At 68.8% G+C, this 21,729-nt stretch carries 22 protein-coding genes and 1 pseudogene; 11 read left to right on the forward strand and 12 right to left on the reverse strand.

What is annotated here, in order from left to right; genetic code table 11:
- Positions 1-175 precede the first annotated feature (175 nt).
- Positions 176-871 carry a pentapeptide repeat-containing protein gene (locus tag ACWDAG_RS30575; protein WP_450698765.1) on the reverse strand — a complete coding sequence of 232 codons (696 nt, stop codon included), beginning with the start codon at positions 869-871 and terminating at the stop codon, positions 176-178.
- A 128-nt stretch (positions 872-999) separates the two neighbouring features.
- Here ACWDAG_RS30575 and ACWDAG_RS30580 point away from each other — a divergent pair, with 128 nt between their 5' ends.
- Positions 1,000-2,181, forward strand: a complete 1,182-nt coding sequence (locus tag ACWDAG_RS30580; RefSeq protein ID WP_450698766.1) for an NAD(P)-binding protein — start codon at positions 1,000-1,002, stop codon at positions 2,179-2,181.
- 47 nt (positions 2,182-2,228) lie between these two features.
- Complete coding sequence (locus ACWDAG_RS30585; RefSeq protein WP_450698767.1) at positions 2,229-3,245, forward strand: zinc-binding dehydrogenase; 1,017 nt, start codon at positions 2,229-2,231, stop codon at positions 3,243-3,245.
- 363 nt (positions 3,246-3,608) lie between these two features.
- Here the strand turns inward: ACWDAG_RS30585 and ACWDAG_RS30590 are convergent, their stop codons facing one another.
- The 3 genes from ACWDAG_RS30590 to ACWDAG_RS30600 form a co-directional block, all read right to left on the reverse strand.
- Positions 3,609-6,245: a glycosyl hydrolase gene (locus ACWDAG_RS30590; RefSeq protein ID WP_450698768.1), complete on the reverse strand. Its 2,637-nt coding sequence runs from the start codon at positions 6,243-6,245 to the stop codon at positions 3,609-3,611.
- 112 nt (positions 6,246-6,357) lie between these two features.
- Complete coding sequence (locus ACWDAG_RS30595) at positions 6,358-7,764, reverse strand: NAD(P)/FAD-dependent oxidoreductase (RefSeq protein ID WP_450698769.1); 1,407 nt, start codon at positions 7,762-7,764, stop codon at positions 6,358-6,360.
- 10 nt (positions 7,765-7,774) lie between these two features.
- Positions 7,775-8,446 carry a rhomboid-like protein gene (locus ACWDAG_RS30600; RefSeq protein ID WP_450698913.1) on the reverse strand — a complete coding sequence of 224 codons (672 nt, stop codon included), beginning with the start codon at positions 8,444-8,446 and terminating at the stop codon, positions 7,775-7,777.
- Between ACWDAG_RS30600 and ACWDAG_RS30605 the strand changes: the two genes are divergently transcribed.
- Both ACWDAG_RS30605 and ACWDAG_RS30610 read left to right on the forward strand, forming a co-directional pair.
- Complete coding sequence (locus ACWDAG_RS30605; protein WP_450698770.1) at positions 8,445-9,356, forward strand: aminoglycoside phosphotransferase family protein; 912 nt, start codon at positions 8,445-8,447, stop codon at positions 9,354-9,356. The genes ACWDAG_RS30600 and ACWDAG_RS30605 overlap by 2 nt on opposite strands.
- Before the next feature lie 118 nt (positions 9,357-9,474).
- On the forward strand, positions 9,475-9,957 hold the full coding sequence (locus tag ACWDAG_RS30610) for an N-acetyltransferase family protein (protein WP_450698771.1): 483 nt from the start codon (positions 9,475-9,477) through the stop codon (positions 9,955-9,957).
- A gap of 665 nt (positions 9,958-10,622) precedes the next feature.
- Here ACWDAG_RS30610 and ACWDAG_RS30615 read toward each other — a convergent pair.
- Both ACWDAG_RS30615 and ACWDAG_RS30620 read right to left on the reverse strand, forming a co-directional pair.
- The gene (locus ACWDAG_RS30615) at positions 10,623-10,901 is read right to left on the reverse strand and encodes a hypothetical protein (RefSeq protein WP_450698772.1); all 279 of its coding nucleotides are present in this window, start codon (positions 10,899-10,901) and stop codon (positions 10,623-10,625) included.
- 74 nt (positions 10,902-10,975) lie between these two features.
- Positions 10,976-11,737 carry a hypothetical protein gene (locus tag ACWDAG_RS30620; protein ID WP_450698773.1) on the reverse strand — a complete coding sequence of 254 codons (762 nt, stop codon included), beginning with the start codon at positions 11,735-11,737 and terminating at the stop codon, positions 10,976-10,978.
- A 420-nt stretch (positions 11,738-12,157) separates the two neighbouring features.
- Between ACWDAG_RS30620 and ACWDAG_RS30625 the strand changes: the two genes are divergently transcribed.
- The 3 genes from ACWDAG_RS30625 to ACWDAG_RS30635 all read left to right on the forward strand — a co-directional run bounded on the left by ACWDAG_RS30625 (position 12,158) and on the right by ACWDAG_RS30635 (position 13,632).
- Positions 12,158-12,628, forward strand: coding sequence for a hypothetical protein (locus tag ACWDAG_RS30625; protein ID WP_450698774.1), 471 nt, complete (start codon positions 12,158-12,160; stop codon positions 12,626-12,628).
- Between the two features lie 159 nt (positions 12,629-12,787).
- On the forward strand, positions 12,788-13,081 hold the full coding sequence (locus tag ACWDAG_RS30630; protein ID WP_030941334.1) for a hypothetical protein: 294 nt from the start codon (positions 12,788-12,790) through the stop codon (positions 13,079-13,081).
- A 245-nt stretch (positions 13,082-13,326) separates the two neighbouring features.
- A complete protein-coding gene (locus ACWDAG_RS30635; RefSeq protein WP_450698775.1) occupies positions 13,327-13,632 on the forward strand; it encodes a hypothetical protein in 306 nt (101 codons plus the stop codon).
- A 125-nt stretch (positions 13,633-13,757) separates the two neighbouring features.
- Here the strand turns inward: ACWDAG_RS30635 and ACWDAG_RS30640 are convergent, their stop codons facing one another.
- The 4 genes from ACWDAG_RS30640 to ACWDAG_RS30655 all read right to left on the reverse strand — a co-directional run bounded on the left by ACWDAG_RS30640 (position 13,758) and on the right by ACWDAG_RS30655 (position 15,970).
- Complete coding sequence (locus ACWDAG_RS30640) at positions 13,758-14,195, reverse strand: hypothetical protein (protein ID WP_450698776.1); 438 nt, start codon at positions 14,193-14,195, stop codon at positions 13,758-13,760.
- Between the two features lie 123 nt (positions 14,196-14,318).
- The gene (locus ACWDAG_RS30645; protein ID WP_450698777.1) at positions 14,319-14,759 is read right to left on the reverse strand and encodes a hypothetical protein; all 441 of its coding nucleotides are present in this window, start codon (positions 14,757-14,759) and stop codon (positions 14,319-14,321) included.
- A 377-nt stretch (positions 14,760-15,136) separates the two neighbouring features.
- On the reverse strand, positions 15,137-15,490 hold the full coding sequence (locus ACWDAG_RS30650) for a hypothetical protein (RefSeq protein ID WP_450698778.1): 354 nt from the start codon (positions 15,488-15,490) through the stop codon (positions 15,137-15,139).
- Between the two features lie 216 nt (positions 15,491-15,706).
- On the reverse strand, positions 15,707-15,970 hold the full coding sequence (locus tag ACWDAG_RS30655; protein ID WP_450698779.1) for a hypothetical protein: 264 nt from the start codon (positions 15,968-15,970) through the stop codon (positions 15,707-15,709).
- Positions 15,971-16,391: 421 nt separating this feature from the next.
- Between ACWDAG_RS30655 and ACWDAG_RS30660 the strand changes: the two genes are divergently transcribed.
- Positions 16,392-17,816, forward strand: coding sequence for a condensation domain-containing protein (locus ACWDAG_RS30660; protein ID WP_450698780.1), 1,425 nt, complete (start codon positions 16,392-16,394; stop codon positions 17,814-17,816).
- Positions 17,817-18,566: 750 nt separating this feature from the next.
- Here the strand turns inward: ACWDAG_RS30660 and ACWDAG_RS30665 are convergent.
- On the reverse strand, positions 18,567-18,929 hold the full coding sequence (locus ACWDAG_RS30665; protein ID WP_450698781.1) for a hypothetical protein: 363 nt from the start codon (positions 18,927-18,929) through the stop codon (positions 18,567-18,569).
- A 61-nt stretch (positions 18,930-18,990) separates the two neighbouring features.
- Between ACWDAG_RS30665 and ACWDAG_RS30670 the strand changes: the two genes are divergently transcribed.
- Complete coding sequence (locus tag ACWDAG_RS30670) at positions 18,991-19,452, forward strand: hypothetical protein (RefSeq protein WP_450698782.1); 462 nt, start codon at positions 18,991-18,993, stop codon at positions 19,450-19,452.
- A gap of 35 nt (positions 19,453-19,487) precedes the next feature.
- Positions 19,488-19,769 (forward strand): hypothetical protein, encoded by a 282-nt coding sequence (locus ACWDAG_RS30675; RefSeq protein ID WP_450698783.1) that lies wholly within the window; start codon positions 19,488-19,490, stop codon positions 19,767-19,769.
- Between the two features lie 115 nt (positions 19,770-19,884).
- Here the strand turns inward: ACWDAG_RS30675 and ACWDAG_RS30680 are convergent, their stop codons facing one another.
- Positions 19,885-20,346 (reverse strand): RICIN domain-containing protein, encoded by a 462-nt coding sequence (locus tag ACWDAG_RS30680; RefSeq protein WP_450698784.1) that lies wholly within the window; start codon positions 20,344-20,346, stop codon positions 19,885-19,887.
- Positions 20,347-20,958: 612 nt separating this feature from the next.
- Here ACWDAG_RS30680 and ACWDAG_RS30685 point away from each other — a divergent pair.
- Positions 20,959-21,641, forward strand: a pseudogene (locus ACWDAG_RS30685) (CDP-alcohol phosphatidyltransferase family protein).
- Positions 21,642-21,729: the final 88 nt, after the last annotated feature.

The raw sequence follows: 21,729 nt of genomic DNA on the forward strand, positions 1-21,729 counted from the left end.
GAGCTGGCGGGGGGTCACCCGGCCCAGGAAGGAGGCGAGCGGCCCGTTGTCCGCCAGGTCCGCCAGCGCCTGCGCCGCCCGGTCCGTCCGCCGGGGAAAAGATCAAGCCCCGCCCGGCAGAGATCGAGCCCCGCCGACGCCGGAGAGTACCAACCCCCTCGGCCCCCACCCCGAATCAACCCTCCACCCGAATCCCCATCTCCGCCGCCAACACCGGTGCCAGATCCACCAGTTGACCCGGACTGATCACGGCCCCCGCCAGCCGGTCCACCCCCCGCGCAATGCCCAGCTCGGCCGCCGCTCTCAGGTCCACGTCCTTCAGAGTCGCCGCGGTGAGGTCCGCCTCCTTCAGGACGCAGTCCACGAACTCCACGCGCTCCAGCCGGGCGCCCCCGAAGTCCGGCTCCACCAGCACGCAGCTCTCGAAGACGACGTCCTTGAGCCGGGCCGCGCGCAGGTTCAGGTAGTCGATCTTGCCGCCGCGGACGACCACCCGCTCCAGGACCGCGCCGTGCAGCTGCACCCCGCCGAGACGGGCGTCGACCAGCTCGACGTCGCGCAGGGTGGCTTCGGCGAGGTTCGTGCCGACCCCGCGCAGCCCGGTCAGGACCGAGTCGAGGATCCGGGCGTGCTGCAGCCCCGTCTCGTCCAGCGCGCATCCCGTCAGCGCGCAGTCCATGAAGCGGGCGCCCCCGCCGTCCTGCCCCGCCAGGTCCGTCTCCCGGAACTCCAGCCCGTCGTAGTCCCCGTCCGGCTCCAACTCCCCGACCCCGAACGGCTCCAGCGCGGGCAGCCGCACCTCCGGCCGCCGCGCCCCCTTCACCGCCGTACCGCTGGAACCGCCCATCCCGCCCGCCTCTCTCCTCGCCATGCCCCCATGGTGCACTCCGCCACTGACAACGACTCTGACCAGGCAGAACGCCACCCATGTCACATTCCGGGGGCCCAATCCGTCGTATGCACAGAAAGGCGGACCCGACACGAGGGAGACCCGGACCCATGCACCGCATCAGCGTCATAGGCGGCGGATTCGCCGGACTGACCGCGGCCGTCACCGCTGCCGAGGCCGGCGCCAAGGTGACCGTGTTCGAAGCCCACCACACCCTCGGCGGGCGAGCACGGACCGCGGAAGGCCCGTACCGGACCAACGACGGACCGCACGCCCTCTACAACGGCGGCCCGCACTGGACCTGGCTCAAGCAGCGGAACCTGATCGGACCGCTCGCCCCGATCCCGCCCCTGGAGGCGGCCCGGCTCCGGCTCCGCCACCAGGGCGGTCTGCGCCGCACGCCACCCTTCGCGATGCTCAAGCTGCTGCGCCCCGGCCTCCAACAGGCGCCGGTCGACGTCGACTTCATGAGCTGGGCGACCGGTGTCGCGGGGGAGGATGCCGCACGCGCGGCCGCCCACTACTCCGCCGTAGCCCTCTTCCATCATGATCCGGGTGCCCTGTCCGCGGCGTTCGTGCAGGAGCGGCTGCGCCGTGCCACCAGGCTCCCGCCGGAGGCGCACTATCCGCGCGGCGGCTGGGCGAACGTCATCGACCGGATGGCCGCCCGGGCGTGGAACCTGGGCGTGCGGATGGAGACCCTGTCCCGCGTCGACTCCCTCGACGCCCTTCCGGCGAACGGCGGCCCGGTCGTCGTCGCCACCTCCCTCGACGCCGCCCGCCGACTGCTCAAGGACGACTCCCTGGCCTGGACGAGCGGCCGTACGACGCTCATCGATCTCGCCGTGCGGACCCGGCGCGGGGACGCCTTCGCCGTGTGCGACCTCGACTCCCCGGGGTGGCTGGAAAGGTTCACGGCGCAGGACCGGTCGCTCGCCCCGGCCGGCGAGCAGCTCGTTCAGGGCCAGATCCCCATCGCCCCGCACGAGACGAAGGCCGACGGCGTCACCCGCGCCGAGGAACTTCTCGACCTGGCCTTCGAGGGCTGGCGCGGACGCGTCACCTGGCGGCGCGAGGCCGTCGCGAACGGCCGTACGGGCGCCGTCGACCTGCCCGGCACCAGCTGGCGCGACCGCCCGGCCATCGACCGCGGTGACGGCGTGTACCTGGCAGGCGACCAGGTCGCGGCCCCCGGCGTCCTCTCGGAGGTCTCCTTCAACAGCGCCCTCGCCGCGGTGTCACTGGCGCTCGGCCGCCGGGCCGTCGGCCCTCTTGACCTCAAGCATGCTTGAGGTTGAAGGCTGGGGTGCCTGACAAGCAATCGCTGGGGGATTTCACCATGCATGCCATCCGGCTCCATGCCTTCGGTCCCGCCGAGAACCTCCGCTACGAGGAGGTGGCGGACCCGTTGCCGGGCCCCGGCCAGGTCCGTATCGCCGTTGCGGCGGCGGGAGTGCACCTGCTCGACACCGCCCTCCGGGAGGGCGAGCAGGGGCCGCTGCCCGAGCCGACGCGGCTGCCCACCGTCCCGGGGCGCGAGGTCGCCGGTGTCGTCGAGTCGCTGGGCGAGGGCGTCGCCGCGCTCTGGCTCGGCAGGCGCGTGGTCGTCCACCTCGGTTTCGCCCCCGGAGGCTACGCCGAGCTGGCCGTCACCGACGTCGACCGCGTGCACGAGATCCCCCCGAACCTGGACTTCGCCGAGGCCGTCGCCATGATCGGTACAGGCCGCACGGCGATGGGGATCGTGCAGTTCGCCGAGCTCGGCCCGGACGCCGTGGCCGTGGTCCCGGCCGCCGCGGGCGGCATCGGCACCCTGCTCGTGCAGTACGCGAAGAACGCCGGCGCCACCGTCATCGGCCTGGCGGGCGGGCCGGAGAAGACGGCACGGGTGGCGGCCAACGGCGCCGACCTCGCCGTCGACTACAAGGAACCGGGATGGCCGGACGAGGTCCGCGCCCAGCTGGGCGAGCTCCCCCAGTCTCGACTTCGCTCGACCGGGGGGACCCCCATCGCCACCGTCGTCTTCGACGGCGTGGGCGGCGAGGTCGCACGCGAGGCCGTGGCCCTGCTCGGCCCCGGCGGCAGACACCTCGTCTTCGGCTGGTCGGCCGCGGGCATCCGCGGCGGCGAGCCCTACCTGGTGGACGGCGTCTCCGAACGGGTCCTGGGCCCCGTGATGATGCAGAAGGCCGGCGGCCCCAACCCCGTACAGACCCTGGAACGGCGCGCCCTCGCCGAAGCAGCCGCAGGCAGGCTGACCCCCGCCGTACAGCGCTTCCCGCTCGCCGACGCAGCGGCCGCGCACCGGGCGCTCGAGACGCGCAGGACAACCGGAAAGGTGGTACTGGAGCCATGACCAGGCACAAGGCATCCGCAGATGCGATACGTGCCGATTCATGGTCTTCTGGCGAAGTGAGCGTCACCCGGTCGGGCGAGGCCGCCCCTCCCGTGGACGCCGACCCCCGCCGCTGGTGAGGCCCGGTGATCATCGCGCTCCCATCAGCACAGCGCGACCTGGGCATGTCCGACGGCAACCGGGCGCCGGCACCGGAGCCCGTCGGACAGGGGGCACAAGAACGGGGAGGGGCCGCACGGACCGCGGGCCCCTCCCCTTCCGCCGCCAGCAGGAGCGCCCCTATAGGGGCGCGGGGAACTGCGCGACAAGCCATGACGACGCCGCAGACGACCAACGACGCATCCGGCCCTCCCCAGCGGAGCGCTACCGCAATCGCCGTACGTCGATCGCCCAGATCCCGCGCCCGTGCGTGGCCGCGTACAGCCGCCCGTCCGGGCCGGTCCGCAGCTGGAGCACCGCGGTGGTCGGCAGGTTGTCGCCGGCCACCTTCCAGCCCTTTGCGCCCGGCGTCCGTACCAGCACCCCGAGATCCGTGCCGAGCGCGATGGTCCCGCCCTTCAGCAGGGCCACCGAGTCGGCCGGTACGTCGGGCAGGTTCCCTGAGACGTCCTTCCAGGTGACCCCGCCGTCCCGGGTCTCGAAGAGGTGCCCGACACCCGCGCCCGGGCCCTCCGTCCACTTCCGTGAGAAGCCGTTGACGGCGAGCAGGACGTGGTCGGAGTTGGCCGGGTCGATCGCCAGACCCGAGAGATAGCGGTTCGGGACGGTCCCGTCGACGGGCAGGCTCAGCTGGTGCCAGCCCGTGCCGTCGGCGTTGCCGACCGCGATGCCGCGCGTGAAGCCCTGGTTGTTGCAGGGCCCGCACCAGGCGGCGTACACCTTGCCGCCGGAGGAGGCCACCGCCGTGGCCGTGTGCCCCGCACCCAGGTCGAACGCGCCGAACCACTCACTGCCGCTGCGGATCGCGTAGCCCTTGCTGTTGATCCACACATGGCGGCCGCCCGCGACCCAGACCTTCGGGTCCTTGATGTCGGCGTTCAGCGGCGCGATGAAGCGTGCCTCGCCGGTCGCGTTGTCGGGCGGGGCGACGGAGTACGTCGTCGCCTTCGACGGGTCGGTGACCCAACTTCCGTCGTTCACCGCGCAGTTGTTGGTCACGGAGACCGCGAGGTAGACGTACTCCTCGGCGATGTTGCACCCGTTCGCCGGGTCGGCGATCGTGTCGCCGCCGTCGCCGCCGAAGTTGGAGCCCATCACGCGGTCACCGGCCCGAAGCTGCGACTGGCCGTTGTCCTGGAGGCCGCCGGTGATCGCCAGACCCCGCCCGGCCGGATCGGCGCCCACGCCCACCGAGTAGTACTGCAGGACGTCCATGGTGCCGTCGTTCAGGGAGGTCCAGTCGGTCGCGTGGCCGGAGGCGTCCGCGCTGCCGTTCAGCGGCCGGCGGAAGGTGCCGCCGTCGTCGCCGACGATCACGTACGGCGCTCCCCCGTTGCTGCCGATCGCCACGGAGTGCTGGTCGGCGTGGACGGTCTGGTGGCAGTCACCGGTCTGCTTGCTCGGGTCGATGGACCAGCAGGGGAACCCGAAGTTCCAGTACGGACCGGGCACCGACCAGGACTTGCCGCCGTCCTTGGTCTCGAAGACCTCCTCCAGACCGGCGTACACATGGTCCGGGTTCTTCGGATCGACGGTGAGGAACTGGTCGTACCAGGCCTGGATCCCGGGCTGGTATCCGTCACCGGTGAGCGCGGAGCCGGAGTCCCGCAGCTGCTTGTAGTCGGCGATCTTCGTCCAAGGGCCGGTCGGGGAACCGGACTTGGAGACGAAGATGCCCGCAAGGCCGCTGTCCGGGTTCTCCGCGGTCTGCTCGGGCGACTGGTCGATGGCGTAGTACCGCGACCCGTCCGCGCTGCGCGCGAAGGTGACGTTGCCGACGTCCTCGGCGTTGCTCGGCAGGTCCCCGAGACCGGTCAGCCGCTGCCAGCTGCCGCCGGACTTGGCGTAGAAGCCGTTGTAGGTGTCCCCGCCGCGCCAGCCCACGGCCAGCACGACCTTGCCCGGGTCCTTCGGGTCGATCGCGATGTCGCTGGTGATGTTCTTGTACGCGGCCGACGGATCGCTCGCCTTCGAACCACCGGGCAGATAGTCCGGGTTGGGCGCGAACTCCAGCTTCCAGTGGCCCTTCAGCGTCTTCGTGGAGTGGCTCCACACGCCCTCGGTGGTCGCGGCCCACACCTTGTCGCCCGCGAAGCGCAGGGCGTTGATGGACTTCGACTCCAGTTCGTCGCCGCCGACCCGGTCGCTCGGGCTGAAGCTGCCCTTGCGCGGATCGTCGAGGACGTAGACGCCGGTCCCGAGGAAGGAGGTCGCGCTGGTGTTCGCCTCACCCGTGGCGTACCAGAGCCGCCCCCAGCCGTCGAGCTGCAGATCGCCCGTCGACAGCGCGGGCAGCCCGTCGGAGATGTTCGTCCAGTGACCGCCGCCGGTTCGCGACCGGAAGACCCCGCCGTTGGCCGAACCCGCGTACACATAGCCGTGCCGGTCGGCCGCGAGCCCGGTGACCCGGCCGGTCACCTTCCCGGCTCCGCCGCTGGAGTTGGAGTTGATGTCCCGGTACCGCGGGTCGTCCGAGTCGTAGGGAAGCCGCGTCAGATCGCTCCAGCTCCCCTTGGTGTGCGGCAGGTCCACCAGAGCGTCGTACGCCGCCCCGTACGCCCCCGGTGCCACGATCCCCGGCGAGGTGCGCGCCTCGGCGTACTGGTCCGCCTGCTCGGCCTCCTCCTGCGCCTCTCCCCCGTCATCGTCGTCCCCCGCCTGCGCGAAAGCCGACAGGCCCTTCTGCTGCTGATGCAGAAGGGCCTGTCTGTGAAGTTCCCGCACGCCGAAGGGGTCGCGGCCACCGTGCGCCGCCTGTGCCTGAGTGACCGTCAGGCCCAGCGCGGCGGTGGTGGCCAGCACCGCCCACACCCGTCTTCTTCGCCAGCCATTGGCTGCCATCGATTGCCCTCCCCTGGGAGCAGTGGCGTACATGACACGAGCTGGCCAACAGCTTCGACGGGAAGGCAGTACTGAGAGATCCCTGTGAGCGCAATCAGATGGCAAAAAATCGTCAGTGCCGCCCCGCCACCCGGTCCGCGAACTGCGCCAGCTTCGACGACTCGGCGCTGTACGTGGCGCGTTCCCGCCGGTCCGCGGCCCGGTAGGTGGCGTACATCCCCTGCACCCCGAGCCACCGCAACGGCTCCGGCTCCCACTTGCGCACCTTGTGCCCGACCCACGGCAGATCCGTCAGCTCGGTCCGGCCGCCCTGCCCCGAGTCGAACTGCACCAGGTCCCTGAGCGTCCGCGCCGCGAGATTCGTCGTCGCCACCCCCGACCCGACATAGCCGCCCGCCCAGCCGAGCCCCGTCGACCGGTCCAGGGTCACCGTCGCGCACCAGTCCCGCGGCACCCCGAGCACCCCCGACCAGGCACGTTCGATCCCCACCCCCGCCAGCGAGGGGAAGAACCGCACCAGGATCTCCCGCAGCGCCTCGACCGTCTCCGCCTGCGTCCGCCCGTCGTTGTCGGTCTTCGACCCGAAGCGGTACGGCACTCCGCGCCCGCCGAGCGCGATCCGCCCGTCGGCGGTCCGCTGGGCGTACATGTACGCGTGCGCCATGTCCCCGAGCGTCTCCAGCCCGTCCCAGCCCACCGACTCCCACTGCTCGGCGGTGAGCGGCTCGGTCGCGATCATCGAGGAGTTCATGGGCAGCCAGGTGCGCCGCTGCCCCTTCAGACTCGCGGTGAACCCTTCCGTGCAGCGCAGGACGTAGGGCGCCCGGACCGTCCCGTACGGCGTCACCGCATGCTTCGGCCGGATCTCCGCCACCGGCGTCAGCTCGTGAATCGTCACCCCGAGCGCCTCGACGGCGGCCGCCAGCCCCTTCACCAGCTTCACGGGGTGCAGCCGCGCCCCGTGCGGGGTCCAGGTCGACCCGACCGCGTCCGCGACCCGGATCCGCTCGGCGGTCTCCCCGGCGCCGTACAGCTCACGGTCCTTCTCCCCGTACGACAGCTCCAGCTCATGGAAGGCCTTGAGCCGCGCCAACTGGGCAGGGGTGGTGGCGACTTCCAGCACCCCGCCCTTGTGGATGTCGGCGTCGATGCCTTCCGCTTCCGCGGCCCGGACGACCTCGTCCACGGTCTCGTTCATGGCCTTCTGCAGCCGTACCGCGGCCTCGTGCCCGTGCAGCTTCGCGTACCGGTCGCGCCCGGCGATCCCGTTGTACAGCCAGCCGCCGTTGCGCCCCGAGGCCCCGTACCCGCAGAACTTCTGCTCCAGGACGGTGATCCGGAGGAAGGGCGCCGCCTTCTTCAGGTAGTACGCGGTCCACAGCCCCGTGTACCCGCCGCCGACGATCACGACGTCGGCGGACGCGTCACCGCCGAGCGGCTCCCGCACCGCGGGGAAACCGTCGTCCGCGTACCAGTGGGAGATACCGCCGTTCACGACACTGCTCACCGAGCTGCTCATGGCCGGAAAGCTAACCCCTCAGGGCCGAAACTGTCTCCCTCGGATCCCATGCCTTCCCCCGCCCCCTGACCAGGGGATAGCACGCGAGCCCGATCAGCACCGACAGGGAGTGCCCGAAGTCGGTGAAAGTCGGCGAGCCCAGGAGCGGGGTCCCGTACACGAAGACCACGGCCGCCAGATACCCGTACCGCCAGGGCGCCGCGATCCGGTACGTCAACACCCCGACCACCCCCGCCAACGCATAACTCACCCCGAAATCAAGGGTGTTGACGACCGAGTGTGACACCGTCCCGTCCCGCACCCGCTTCAGCAGCGCGGCCTCGCTGATCAGCGTCGCCAGCACATGCGCGGCCACGCACACCATCAGCCACCGCACCGTCCCCAGCCACCGCTCGGCCTGCGCATGGAAGACGGTGTACTGGAACGCGGTGTAGAGGAACGTATACGGAAACCAGTCGCCCCCGTCGATCCACATCGCGCTCTGCACCAGCACCCGCACGGGGTCGTTCGACAGCTCATGGATGTTCGTGGACCGCTGCCGCATGAACTCCTGCTCGAAGTGCGGCGACATGCGGTGCAGCGCGAAGGTGGTGACGAACAGAATGGCCAGCCAGACGTACGTGCCCGGAGCACTGCGGACGTACGCCCACACCCTCTCGCCGAGCCCCCGGTCAATTCGCATGAAGCGATTCACGCACGCAAGTATCGTCGACTCGGTGATCGACATTCCGGGCGAGCTCGCGGCGGCACAGGAGAAGTTCAACGGCGAGGCGGGCCGGACCTTCATCGCGGGTCTGCCCCACCTGGCGCAGGAGTTCCTCGATCGCTGGGAGCTACGACTCGACGGCGACGGCATGCACGGAGTCAGCGCCCTCGTCCTCCCGGTCCTGCGCTCCGACGACACCCCGGCCGCGCTGAAGCTGCAGCTGCTGGACGAGGAGAGCGAAGGCGAGCCGGTGGCCCTGCGCCTGTGGGACGGCGACGGCGCGGTCCGTCTTCTCGCCCACGACGAGACGACCCACACCATGCTCCTGGAACGCCTCGACGAGACCCGCGTGCTCTCCCACCTGGAAGACACCCGCGAGTCCGTCCTGATCATCGCCCGCCTGCTCGCCCATCTGACGACCACCCCGGCCCCGGAAGGCATGCGCCGCCTCGGCGACATCGCCCAGGCCATGCTGGACCGGACCCCCTGGGCACTTGGGCGCATCCCGGACCCCGAAACCCGCAGCCTGATCGCGGACTGCGCAGCCGCCGTACGAGAAGTCGTGGACGAACCGGGCGACCGCCTCCTCCACTGGGACCTGCACGACGAGAACGTCCTGTCCTCCGACCGCGCCCCCTGGCTCGCGATCGACCCCAAACCCCTGTCGGGCGACCCCGGCTTCGACCTCTGGCCGGCCCTCGCCAACCGCTTCGAGCCCGACGACACCCTCTGGCGCTTCGACGCCATGACGGACGTACTCAGCCTGGACCGCCCCCGAGCCCGAGCCTGGACCCTGGGCAGACTCCTCCAGAACACCCTCTGGGACATGGAGGACGGCCGCGCCCCGGACCCCCGCGACCTGGAAATAGCCAGACGCCTGCGCTAAGCGAAGTGCGCGAAATCCTCTACGGTGCGACAGCGCCCTTAAGGGGCGCGGGGAACTGCGCGACCAGCCACAACGGCGCAGCAGACAAAAAACACCCCACCCGGCTAACCTCACGGGAGTGATCCGCACAGCAACCCCCGCCGACATCCCCGTCATCCACACCCTGATCCGCGAACTCGCCGCCTACGAGAAGGCCCCGCACGAGGCAAGGGCCACCGAGGCCCAGCTCCACGAGGCTCTCTTCGGCGACCGCCCCGCCGCCTACGCCCACATCGCGACCGACGACACCACCGGCACCCCGGTCGGCTTCGCCCTCTGGTTCCTGAACTTCTCCACCTGGCGCGGCGTGCACGGCATCTACCTGGAGGACCTCTACGTCCGCCCCACCGCCCGAGGCACCGGCCACGGCAGAGCCCTCCTCACCGAACTCGCCCGCATCTGCACGGAACGCGGCTACGAGCGCCTCGAATGGTCCGTCCTGAACTGGAACACCCCGGCCATCGCCTTCTACGAGTCCCTCGGCGCCCGCCCGCAGGACGAGTGGACGGTGTACCGACTGACGGACGGCCCGCTCAAGGACCTGGCTGGACAGACCGACTGACGGTGTGAAGCCGAAAACGCCACGAAGCGGATGGCGCCGTGAACGTGTGAAGGCATCCCGCATGCCCCTCACCGAATGGGCACGGCTTCCCGGTATGAGCACTACGAATGCGCCGCCCTTCGTCCCCCGCCTCGACTCTCCCGCCGCCTCTACATCGAAGCCGTCCGCTCCTTGCTCGATGAGGCCGCCCCCGGCATCCCCCACTCGGCCGCCCGGCTGGGCAGCGGTTCCGGACACATCCTCGCCGCGCACCTGCCGAAGACCTTCCACGGTCATCCCGTCCGCCACGAGGTCGAAGTCACCCACATCCCGGCGTGGTTCACCACCGAACTCGGCTCACTCCCACCCCCGACATCACCCCGGCGGACTGGCTCGCCACCCCCACCCAGCTCCTCGCCGAGGTCACCGCGGGCGCGGTCCTCCACGACGGCCTGCGCGAACTCACCCCCATACGGCACGCACCTCCGCAGGCCACCACCTCACCCCGGCCCTCACCGCCACCCTCGTGGCGACGGACTGGCGCACCCGTGAGAAACATCTCGCGAGGCGTACGAGAGCGTCACGGACCCCGCCCCGCCCAGAGGTCGCCCGTGCCGTCCACCGGGAAGCGCAAAAGCCCAGGCCGGATTGCTCCTGACCTGGGCGAGAAGCGGCAGCGCGGCTGCTCAGAGGGCCTTGCTGTTGCAGCCCATGTCCGCACCGAGGTGGCTTTCCTGGGCACCCGGGTTGCCTTCGCCGTTCAGCGCGCCGCCCAGCAGGCCGTTGATGGCACCGACATCGCCGAGAACGTCGATGTTCATGTCGTGCGAGCGGCACTCGATGCCCTGCGTGATGTCGATGTCGTGCCCCGGCTCGCCGTGTGCGAAGGCCGGGCCGACCCCGAAGGAGCCGATGCTGCCGAGGACAGCGGCGCCCACGATGGCGACCTTCTGAAGCTTGCGCATTTCTTCTCCATTGATCGAGCGGAAGTGATCTGCAGCAGATCGAGTTGGGACGAGGGACAACTGCCGGGAGGCCATCAGCCGAGTCGGGGCAGACCCAGGTTCCCGACGGGAGGCGCCGCGACCTGTCCGAGACCGAGCCCGGGCACCTGCGGTGCCGCGCTGGCGGGCGAGACCAGCGGGTCGATGAGCGGGTTCACCTGAGGGTTCACCTGCGGGTTCACCTGCGGGGCCACGTGCGGCGCGGGCTCAGGGTTGAAGACCTGGGGCATCGCGACCTGCGGGGCGACCTTCGGCATGACCTCGGGCGAGGACTGCGGGGCGACCTGCGGCTGGACCAGCGGCTGCTGCTGCGGCGCGGCCTGCGGGGCGGACGCCGGCGCACCGGCCTGCGCACCACCCACCGAGGAGGCGACGGCGGTGGCCTGGCTGGGCTGCGGCGCGGCCTGCGGGGCGGGCGCCGGGGGCGCGTACTGCGGCGCCGGCTGGGAGTACGACTGCGGGCCGCCCGACTGCGCGGTGCTGTCCGCGGTGGACGCGGCAACGGCCCGCGCCGGAGCGCTCTGCGGGGGCGGCGCCGGGGCCGGGTAGTACTGGGGAGCCGGGGCAGGGGCCGCGTAGTACTGCGGGGGTGGCGCCGGGGCCGGGTAGTACGCGGGCGCCGGGGCCGCGTACTGGGGCGCCGGGTAGTACTGAGGCGCCGGGGCCGGGTAGTAGGGGGCAGCCGGAGCGCCACCGGGGTACCCGGGGTAAGCGTCGGCATGGCTGACGCCGGCGCCGATGGCGGACAGACCGCCGGCCGCTGCTACGACGAGCGCGGCCTTGTGAATCTTTCGCATGGAACCCTCGGCCCTTCAATACCTGTGCAGGGAAATCCGTTGTATTCAGTGCTGTGTTGCGTGCGCTCAGTCTGATGTTCACGCCGGAGCCGACAGCGGATCCCCTTGCCCCTCTCACCGGTTCATGGTCGCTGCCCTCTCCCAGCTGGCAACGACATTTCCTTCCGCACGGTCACGGGATCGAGAATTCCGTCACCCATTTGGAATTGATCCGATTACCGGTCCGCCGGGGGCAAATGGGTGACCGCTCCCCGACTCCCGTGACTGGCCCCGCACTTGCTTCGTTCCCCACGGGGACAGAGCGATGATCCAAAACCCACTGCAGCCGCCCAGGGCAGAAGCAAGAACAGCCACAACTCCACTGGCTCATCTGCTTTTTCAGTACGTTCCATGCCAGGTCAATGAAGGGCCGAAGGTTCCATGCGCAAGTTCCAGCACGTCGCGCTCGTCGTAGCAGCGGCCGGCGGTCTGTCCGCCATCGGCGTCGGCCCCAGTGTCGCCGACACTCCTGTCTCCTACGGCAACAGCGCTCCGCCCCCGGGCCCCGCCGTGGCCGGCGCCTTCACCGCCACCCAGGCCACCGCCCACGCGTCCGGCGGGCCCGTCCAGCGACAGGCGGCCCCCGCGCAGCCCGCCGAGGTTGCCCCGCAGGTCAACCCGCAGATCAACCCGCAGCTCAGCCCGCACATCTCCCCGCAGTCGGCGCCGACGCAGTCCGGCGGCTCGGCCGACCAGTTCAACCTCTTCCGCCCCGCCCAGGAGTGCAGCCCGCAGTCCGTGCTCAACGCGAACCTCCCGGTAGCCGTGCTCGCCGCCGCCGAGACCAAGGGCGTCGCCTGCACCCAGGCCAACAGCCAGGCGAACGCCCTCGCCAAGGCCCACGCCCACTGAGGGCACCTGTACCGACGGACGTACTTCAGGGAGCTGCCGCAACAAGATCACAGGACACGGCGCGTCGCTAGGTGATTGTCGGTTATTTCCTATTATTCTCCGTAACTGTAAGAAGTCGATCTGTTACAGATCGCACCCACTCACTCCACCGGAGATGACATGCACCAGCTTCGCAAGGCTGCCGTCCTGGTCGCCGCCCTCAGCACCGTCGGACTCCTCGGTGCCGGCACCGCTCAGGCTCACGACGACGGGGGCAAGGGCGGCAAGGGTGGCGACAAGTTCAACGTGCTGCAGAGCTCCAACTGCAAGTCGCACGACCTGAACGTCGACGTCCTCGGCCAGGTCGGCATCCTCAACGGCCTGCTCGGCAACGCGCTCAACGGCGAGGGCAACGCCGGAGGCCAGGACACCCACATCGGCTCGAGCATGGGCTGCAACAACAGCGCCTTCTAGTCGATTGACGGCCGCATAGGCGGCCGAGAGCGGGAAGCAGGTCCCGGCACCGAGCTCCAGACTCGGTGCCGGGACCCTTTTTTTGCGTCACGGCAGGGGCATTCACGGGCGTCGACCAGGACAGTGAGGATTCCCCCGAATTCGGCGCGCCGCACAGTCTTTTACGGGTATTTCTTATTAGCCTCCGTAACTACACGAAGTCGATCCGTCACGGATCGCATCCACTTCACTCCACCGGAGATGTCATGCACAAGCTTCGCAAGGCTGCCGTCCTGGTCGCTGCCCTCAGCAGCGTCGGACTCCTGAGCGCCGGCGCCGCCCACGCCGATCAGGGCGGCTTCGGCTCGGGCGAAGGCGGCCATCGCGGCGGTGGCTTCAACATCCTGCAGAGCACCACCTGCCGTTCGCACGACGCCAACGTCGACGTCCTCGGCCAGGTCGGCATCCTCAACGGCGTCGGGGGCAACCTGCTGAACGGCGAGGGCAACCCGGGCGCTCAGGAAACCCACCTGGGCTCGGACGCGGGCTGCAACAACACCGTCGGCAAGTAAGTCGGCAAGCAAGAACCGTCCTTGGTGCCCCGGCCGTTCGGCCGGGGCACCAAGGCTTTCACGGGGACGGCATGCCGAAATGCCGGATCGGGAGCGGCCCCGGTCCGGCACTCGCCGGTCGCGCCTCAGAAATCGAAGAGCGGCGTCGTGACACGGAACGCCTTGACGTGCGGCGCCTTGACGTGCGGCGCCTTGACCTGCGGCGACTTGATGTGCGGCGCCGTGATGTGGGGCCGCTTGAATCCCTTGGGCGTCGGGGCCTTGTTGGAGCAGTCCACCACCGACCCCAGCTTTGTCGACCCGTTGTTGAGCAAGCCGTCCTCGGGCAGCACCAGGCGGGGCCGCGTCGCCGTCGTGCAGCTCTGCATCTGGTTGACGACGATGGTGCCGTGCCTGTCCTTGTGGACGGTCTGGCTCTTGTGCACGCAGGTGGTTTCCCCTGCGGCATTGGTCTTGCAGCCTCGCGGGTTCTCATCCGCCTGCGCGTGCACGGCTCCGACGCAGATCACGGCGATACTTCCGAGGATCCCCGAGACGGTTGCGATTTTCTGCCGACTGAACATGCGCTGTGTTCCTTTGATCGAATACCGGTACAGCCCGGACGCGCACCCTGATGGGTTTGCTGCGCGTCCGGGCTGCCTTTGCCGTTGAGGGTTTTCGTTCAGGTCGTTGCGCCAGGGGCTTCTTTACCTGGAGCCGTACGGGGCGGCGTACTGCGGCGCGTACTGCGGCGCGGGCTGGGGTGCGGCGTACTGGGGCGCGTACTGCGGCGCGGCGATGTACTGGGGGACGATGTACTGAGGCGTGAGGTACTGGGGCGCGGGCTGAGGTGCGGCCATCGGGGCGGCCTGCGGCGCGGCCTGCGGCGCGGCTTGCGGCGCGAAGTTGACGTTCATCGGCGCGAAGTACGGAGCCGCCTGCGGGGCAGCACCGTACGGAGCCGCCTGCGGGGCGTCGTGCGGAGCCCAGCCCCCGCCACCGCCGTAGGCCACGGCGTTCGCCTGCGAGGAAGCCACCGCAGTGGCCCCGCCGCCCCAGCCGTCGGTGGCGCTGCTGACGCCGGCCCCGACGGCGGAGAGCCCCGCGACCGCTGCAATTACTGCCGCGGCCCGCTGAAACTTGCGCATGATTAGACCCTTTCCTAGCTGGGCGGGAAGCCCTGGCTTGACTACTTAATGTGAGCATATACACACGAAACGTAGTCATTTGGGATCTTGGGCCCTTCTGTGCACCGTGTCGGCTTATGCCAAAGCAACCTTCCGCCCGCTCGGCCGCGGACCCGGAGAGGGAAAGGGAAAGGGATGTGGCGGGATGGGCAGTTGATGATGCGGTTCGGTCGCGCACTCGGCGCTCTCCCGTAAAACGACGATTCCCCCGGCCCAAGTCACGGTCGCCGAGCGGCAGTCACCCATCTGCCGCGCACACAGAAAAAACCCGCACAGAAAAACGGACGGCCGGTCCGGGTCGCCCCGGTCCGGCCGTCCGCCGCTTGGAAGTGCGGGCCTCAGCCCAGAATGCCACCGGGCAGTTCCGAGGGGGTGTCCCTGTCGTCGACCCCCGTGTCATTGGGGGAACAGGTCACTGCGGGGCCGATCTTGGTGCTCCCGCTGTTCAGCAGGGGGATGACGGGCAGCTCCATGGGCTTCTGCGGTGTGCAGGTGTTGGCGCGACGGACGATGAAGTCCTCACCGTCGGACGTCTTGCCCGCGAACCGCTGGACGCAGGTGACGTCGCCGGACGCGCTCACCGTGCAGGCCCCCGGGCCCGCTGCCGCATACGCCTGAGCGACTCCGGTACAGGTCACGGCGAGGCCGCACAGAAGCCCCGAGACGGCCGCGATCTTCTTCCTACTGAGCATGTGATCCGTTTCCTTTGTGAGGGGCACCCGGGCGCCGTGCGCCGCGGACCGGCCCGTTTCGCCTACGAAGTGAAGGGCTGACCTGCTGAAGGAACTTCCAGAGCCATCACGAACGCATGCGGGCCACCGGAGCGGCCTCGCGCCCCGGGCGGCCACACGTGAACGGGCCCCTGCGGGGGGTGACCCCGAGGGGCTCGCGGAAAGCGTCGCGCACGATTACGCCGTGAAGGCGTTGTTGAACTGACCGCAGGTGGTGTCGAAGGTCTCGGAGAGACCGAGTACGCCGATGGGGAGGTCACCGTCGGCCACGGTCTGCGGACTGCACTCCTGGTACGGGCGGTACTGCTCCGTCACCTTCGGCTTGGTGTCGCGAACGTGGCCGTGGCCGTGGGCGTAGGCGGTGCCGGCGCCGGCACCGATGACGGAGAGGCCTCCGGCCGCCACTGCTGCTGCGACCATGGCCTTTTGAAGCTTGCGCATGAAACCCTCGGTCCTTCATTGCCTGGATGTCGAGGCAGATTGCCTACTGTGACTGGACGAACACTAGCAGTAACAACCAGGCATTCCACACTGCCGGATATCCCGTGTCCACTCGACGCGCGGCAACTCCGGCTTACGCAAAGTCCGTTCGAAGAAGGGCGTATTCTCCACGTACGAGAACGGGGGCCGCTCGCCCCCGGCCGGGTTGAACTCCGGTTTCTCGAGCGCGACTTGTTCGTATGTTGAAATGCCCGGACCAGTGAATAGCGGTGTTCCGCCAACCGATTGGCTCACATCCGCCGATCACTCAATCCACTCAAAAGTGGGAACACCCCATGTTCCGGGTATCTCCTTTCGCGGTCGCGGCATTCCCTTGATCGGGTCCGCCCGATTCGGGCTCCAACTGCGACAGGAGACGCCCGTGCGAATCACCGACATCCAGCGCTGCGAAGTCCGGCCCGGACGGCTCGTCGAGTGGGCGCTCAGTCCGGCGACCGTCACAGTGGCGGCGGGCCTTCCGGAGGACCCCCGGCCGCCGGCGTACGTCCAGGAGTCGCACATCAGGACCGCCCGATCGGTGCACGAGGACGGCCTGTTCGTGCCGACCTGGGTCGGTACGGCATTCGACATCCCGGGCCGGGTCGACCTCGACGCGCTGCAGGACGCGCTGCGCAGCTGGACGCTGCGGCACGAGACGCTGCGCAGCGGATTCCGCTGGGACGGTGACGAGATGCGCCGTTTCACGCTCGACACCGAGGACGTGTTCCTCCAGCGGGAGGACGTCGGCGACTTCCCCGACCCGGCGCAGCTGGTCCAGCACCTCCAGGACCGCTTCGATTCCTCCGCGAGCGCGCTGAGCTGGCCCAACTTCCTCTACGCGGCGGTCCTCAGGGACGACTGCACGAGCCTGTACATTGCGTTCGACCACAGCAATGTCGACTCCTACTCCATCCAGCGCATGCCCGCCGAGATCAACGAGCTCTACACGGCGGCCGCCGAGGGGCGCCCCGTGGAGGACTCACCGGTCGGCAGCTACGTCGACTTCTGCGAGATCGAGCGGGCGGACGCGGACCGGATCGACGGGACCCACGCCATCGTCGGACGCTGGCGGGACTTCATCCGGCGGTGCAACGGGAAGCTGCCCAACTTCCCCGTCGACCTGGGTCTTGAGCCCGGCGGTGAGCTGCCCAGGCAGAAGCTGATGCGCGAGATGCTCGTCGACGCGGACGCCGCCGCGGCGTTCGAGTCGTACTGCCGGCCCTTCGGCGGCAGCCTCGTCGGCGTCCTGGCAGCGACCAGCCTCATCGTCCACGAGATCGGCGGACAGCCCGTCTACCGGGCCGTCGTGCCGTTCCACACCCGGGTGAAGTCCAAGTGGTCCAACTCCGTGGGCTGGTACGTCGGCGGCGCCCCGATCGAGGTCGCCATCGACGAGGCGCCCGACTTCCCCACCGCGCTGACCGCCGTGCGCGCCGAACTGCAGGCCAACAGGTCGCTGGCGCGTATGCCGCTCGCCCGGGTCCTGCGTCTGCTCGGCGAGGACTTCCGGCCGACCTCGCCCGACCTGTACTCGATCGTCTCGTTCGTCGACGCACGAGGCATTCCCGGCGCCGAGCGCTGGGACGAGCTGGCGGCCTACGGACTGGTGCGGGTGTCCTACGGCGACCAGGTGTGCATCTGGCTGAACCGGCTCCACGAGGGCCTGTGGTTCACCTGCCGCTACCCCGACACCGACATCGCGTACAAGAACATGCGGCTGTACGTCGAGCGGCTGCGGGACGTCATCCTCACCGTGGCCGCCGAGCAGCGCGCCAGCGAGCTCGCACCGCACGAACTCGCCGGGTGAACGGCACGAACAGGGGCGGCCGACCCGGGCTGCCCCTGTTCGGCGTCACACGACGCACGCACTCACCGCCGGGCAGACAGGCATCGACGGACCGCGCCGCGGCGCAGGCCTGCTCAGGGAAGCTCGCGTCATGGCTGACGCCCGGGGCCAGCCGCCAGCCGTCCCCGATCAGGGGGAGCACCCGGTGCCCGGCTGGCGGTCGGGGACCACGACCGTACCGCCTCCTGCGACGGCGATCACGCCGGTCACCCGGCATGCCCCGCTGAGTACGTCGGCTACCACTCGTATCTGCCGGACGTCGTCGAGACCGAGCAACTGATCGACGGAAACGCCAAGTTGGAGCTCGCGCGGTCCGCGTCGCAGTTGACCGGTCCCAGCACGGGCGGCTGACTGATCCCGGTGCTGAGGGCCGAACGGGAGAAACCGGTGACGGAGGGCGGCAGCCGGGCGACCTGGTCGGTCCTGCGGGAACGAGTCGACTGGAGTGATGCCGCAGCGCGTCTTCGGGTCGTCACCGCTGACTGTGATCACGGGCCTCGCTGCCCGCGCCGGCTGCCGCATCAGATCACCCTCATCGCCCGCTGTCTGGCCGAGGCATCGGCCCTGCGGACAGCACGTCGGCTCCAGTCCGGCGCCGATGCGGTGGTGATCCTGACCGCGGGCTAGGCCCTTCACGGGGCCGCCGCACTCCTCGGCGGCATGCCGCACCTGCGGTTCGTTCACGAACAGGTCACCACCGAGGACGCTCCCCTACGGCTCCTCGGGCGCCTTGCCCGCCGCGGCGAGGGGCGTGTGATCGCGGTGTGCCCGACACGGGCGGTAGGCGATCAGATGGCGGCGGCCTTCCCCGAGCTGCCTGCAGTGGTGCGGGCTTTCGCGGTCGACGACGGCCGCCGCCTGACCGAAGCCGAACGCGAGGGCGGCCGGACGGCCTTCGACATCCGCGCCGCCGAGGCCGTGGTGTGCCTGGTGGGCGGCTGGTGGCCCTACAAGGACAGCGCCGTCATCGATGCCGCCCTGGCCCGGCTGAAGGAACCGCTGCACCTCGTGGTCACCGGAGATCCTCTCGACGATGCCGTTCTTGAGCGGTGGCGGGGTCTCCCCGACCTGCATCTGCACACTGTGCCCGGCCCTGTCGCGGACAGCGTGCTGCGGCTGGTCTATGCCGCCGCCGATGCCGCCCCTGGTCGCCCGGCACCCTGGCGTCGGCAAGGAATCCGGGCTCGTGTTGGACGCCGCCCGCGTCGGTGTCCCCCTGATCGTCTCCGACCACGATGACTCCCTCACCAGCCTGCTTCGCGGCCGGCCCTGGGCCCTGGCCTTCCCCGCCGGCGACCCGGACGCCCTCACGGAAACCCTGCACACCGTCGTCCGCCAGCCACCCGAGCGGCCCGGCCCCGAGGCTCCGCGCCTGCTGGGCTATGGCGTGGACTATCCGGAGCGGGACTACTTCGCCTTGGAAGCGCCGGTGGTCGCCGAGGTCCGTGAGCGTCTGGTGGAGCTGGTTGCGGCTGGCCGGGACGCGGTGCTGGATCACGGGCTGTGGCTTCGCTCGGCTCGCGAGGGGTGGAAGAAAGAGGAGAGCGCGGGTGAAGGCGGTGGAACCCTGCCAGGCGGCCGACCGTCGCCCGTCTGATCAAGATCGATATCGAGGGCGGCGAAGCGGCGGCCGTGCGCGGGCTGGCCCCCGTCCTGCACCGGCTACGGCCCGAAGCCGAGCTGGTTATTGAGGTCACCCCCCGAATGCTGGCCGAGCAGGGGCAGCAGGCCGACGATGTCCTTGCACCCCTGCGCGAGCAGGGCTTCCACGTCTACCGGTTGGCCGACGACTACGCCGCAACCAGCTACCCGGCCGCCCTGCGCAGCCCCGCGCCTGCCGTGCGCTGGCATGGGCCCATCACGGAAATGAGTGACCTGATCTTCTCCCGCACCGACGCCGAGACGCTCTCGTGAGCGCCCTGAATCAGACCACAGACGCGCGGACACCAAGTATTGCTTGACGCAGATTGGCCGTCGGCGAGAGCCGACGGCCAATCAAAAAATCGAGCCTTAGAGCAACCCCTAAGGGTCACTTCCAGCGCTGATTCTTACCATCGTTGTCGGGCAGCGTGTAGACAGATCCGGATGAATTGCCATCCAGGATACGTCCGGTTGACTTATTCTTCAGGCGCCATCCGGTAGAGGTCTTCTTTTCGTACCACCTCTGATGGTCATTGCCGTTGCAGGAAATCGCGTAGACAGACCCCGTGGACTTGCTGTCCAGGCAGTGAGATCCGGTGCTGAAGCCGTCCCATTCGAGAGTGAACGTACCGTCGGAGTTCTTGGTTTCAGCCCAGTCATGGCAGCCGTCGAAGCCGGAGTCGTTCGTGAACACCTTGCTCCCGGTGCCGGTTATGCCGGTGTCCACGGCAAGGCAGCGGCCAGTGGCAACGTTCTGCCACGTAACTTTCCTGTCTGCAGCGAAGGCGCTACCTGAAGTCGCCACCAACACTGCGGAGGTCAACGCGGTGGTCGACAGAACCATCGTCAAACGCCTGAGGTTCATAACACATCCCCCATAAAATGACTCTGTTAGCACGCGGCTAACCGGGGCGTCCAGACCTCGCCTCTCCATTGCGGCAGGCGAGATGTTGCATTGCTGGTCAGGCAACGCAGAAAAACTAACAGGACGTGATCACCCTGAGTAAATTCCTTAATGTGTGATTCTACTTACTCCACTTAAGGCAAATTCTTCATGCAGTGTCCAAAAAGTCCTGATTGCGTATCGTCAATCACTCAGGTTGAATCGGCGGTGTCCGGTTCGTTGATCAGCCTGTCGAGATTCAGACCGGTGGTCCGTCACCCGCAGCTCCGCGCCAACCTGCGCCGTGCCGCCCCGGCCTCGATACACCTGGCCGCCTCCACTCGCACGGCCTCACGCTTCTCCTGGTCCGCGGGCGTCAGCCCGCCCCCTTACGCATACCCCATGAGATCGTGAGCAGAGATTCACCACTCGTCACGACCACCCGGACATCACCGATTCAACCTGAGCAGCAGCTCCCCATGCGGGCATTCGGCGGGGCTCCCTGCCCTCCGGTAGCCGATCCACAGCGACATCGGGGCTCTGATAGGATCAAATAATGTCTATTCTCGGACTCGAAAAATCCGAGCTTTAGGTGCCCGAGCTGGAGGCGAAGAAGTGAAAGAAAGCCACCTTGACAAGGTGCTGACAATCCCCAATGCATTGAGCGCCTTGCGTGTCGCCGGAGTTCCGGTATTCCTATGGCTTACCCTTCAGCCCTACTTCGGTAATGCGAATCTTGACAAGTGGGCGATCGCCCTTCTGGCAATAAGTGGCGCGACCGATTATCTCGACGGAAAGCTGGCTCGTCGCTGGAATCAAGTGACCCGACTTGGTCAAATTCTGGACCCGGCAGCTGACCGGCTCTATACGCTTTCGACGCTGCTTGCGCTACTGCTACGGGGCATTATCCCTTGGTGGTTCCTCGTAATACTTCTCGCGCGTGACGTCTTCATGGCCGCCAACATTGCATCCTTGCGCAAGATTGGGCATGGCCCCTCAAAGTGAACTTCATCGGCAAAGCGGCCACCTTTAATCTGATGTATGCATTCCCCCTGCTTCTCTTGGCTGACGGAGGGGACCGGTTGGCTTACGTTGCGCGGACAGTTGGATGGGCGCTAGCGATTTGGGGGGCTGGGCTTTACTGGTGGTCCGCGGGGCTTTACACGACTCAAGTGCGCAGACTGAAGTCATCCGCGCTTGGCGTAGGCGAGACACATAGCGCGGATTCCAACTCAGCGGAAGGCTCCGCTTTTCTGCCGTGATCGTTAAAACTGGAGCCTATTAGCCCTACCCAGAGCCCCCCATGCGCCCTGTTCGCGGGGGTAGCCGCCGGGACAGCCCGCTATCCTC

The sequence above is a fragment of the Streptomyces sp. NPDC001157 genome (genome assembly GCF_053598255.1).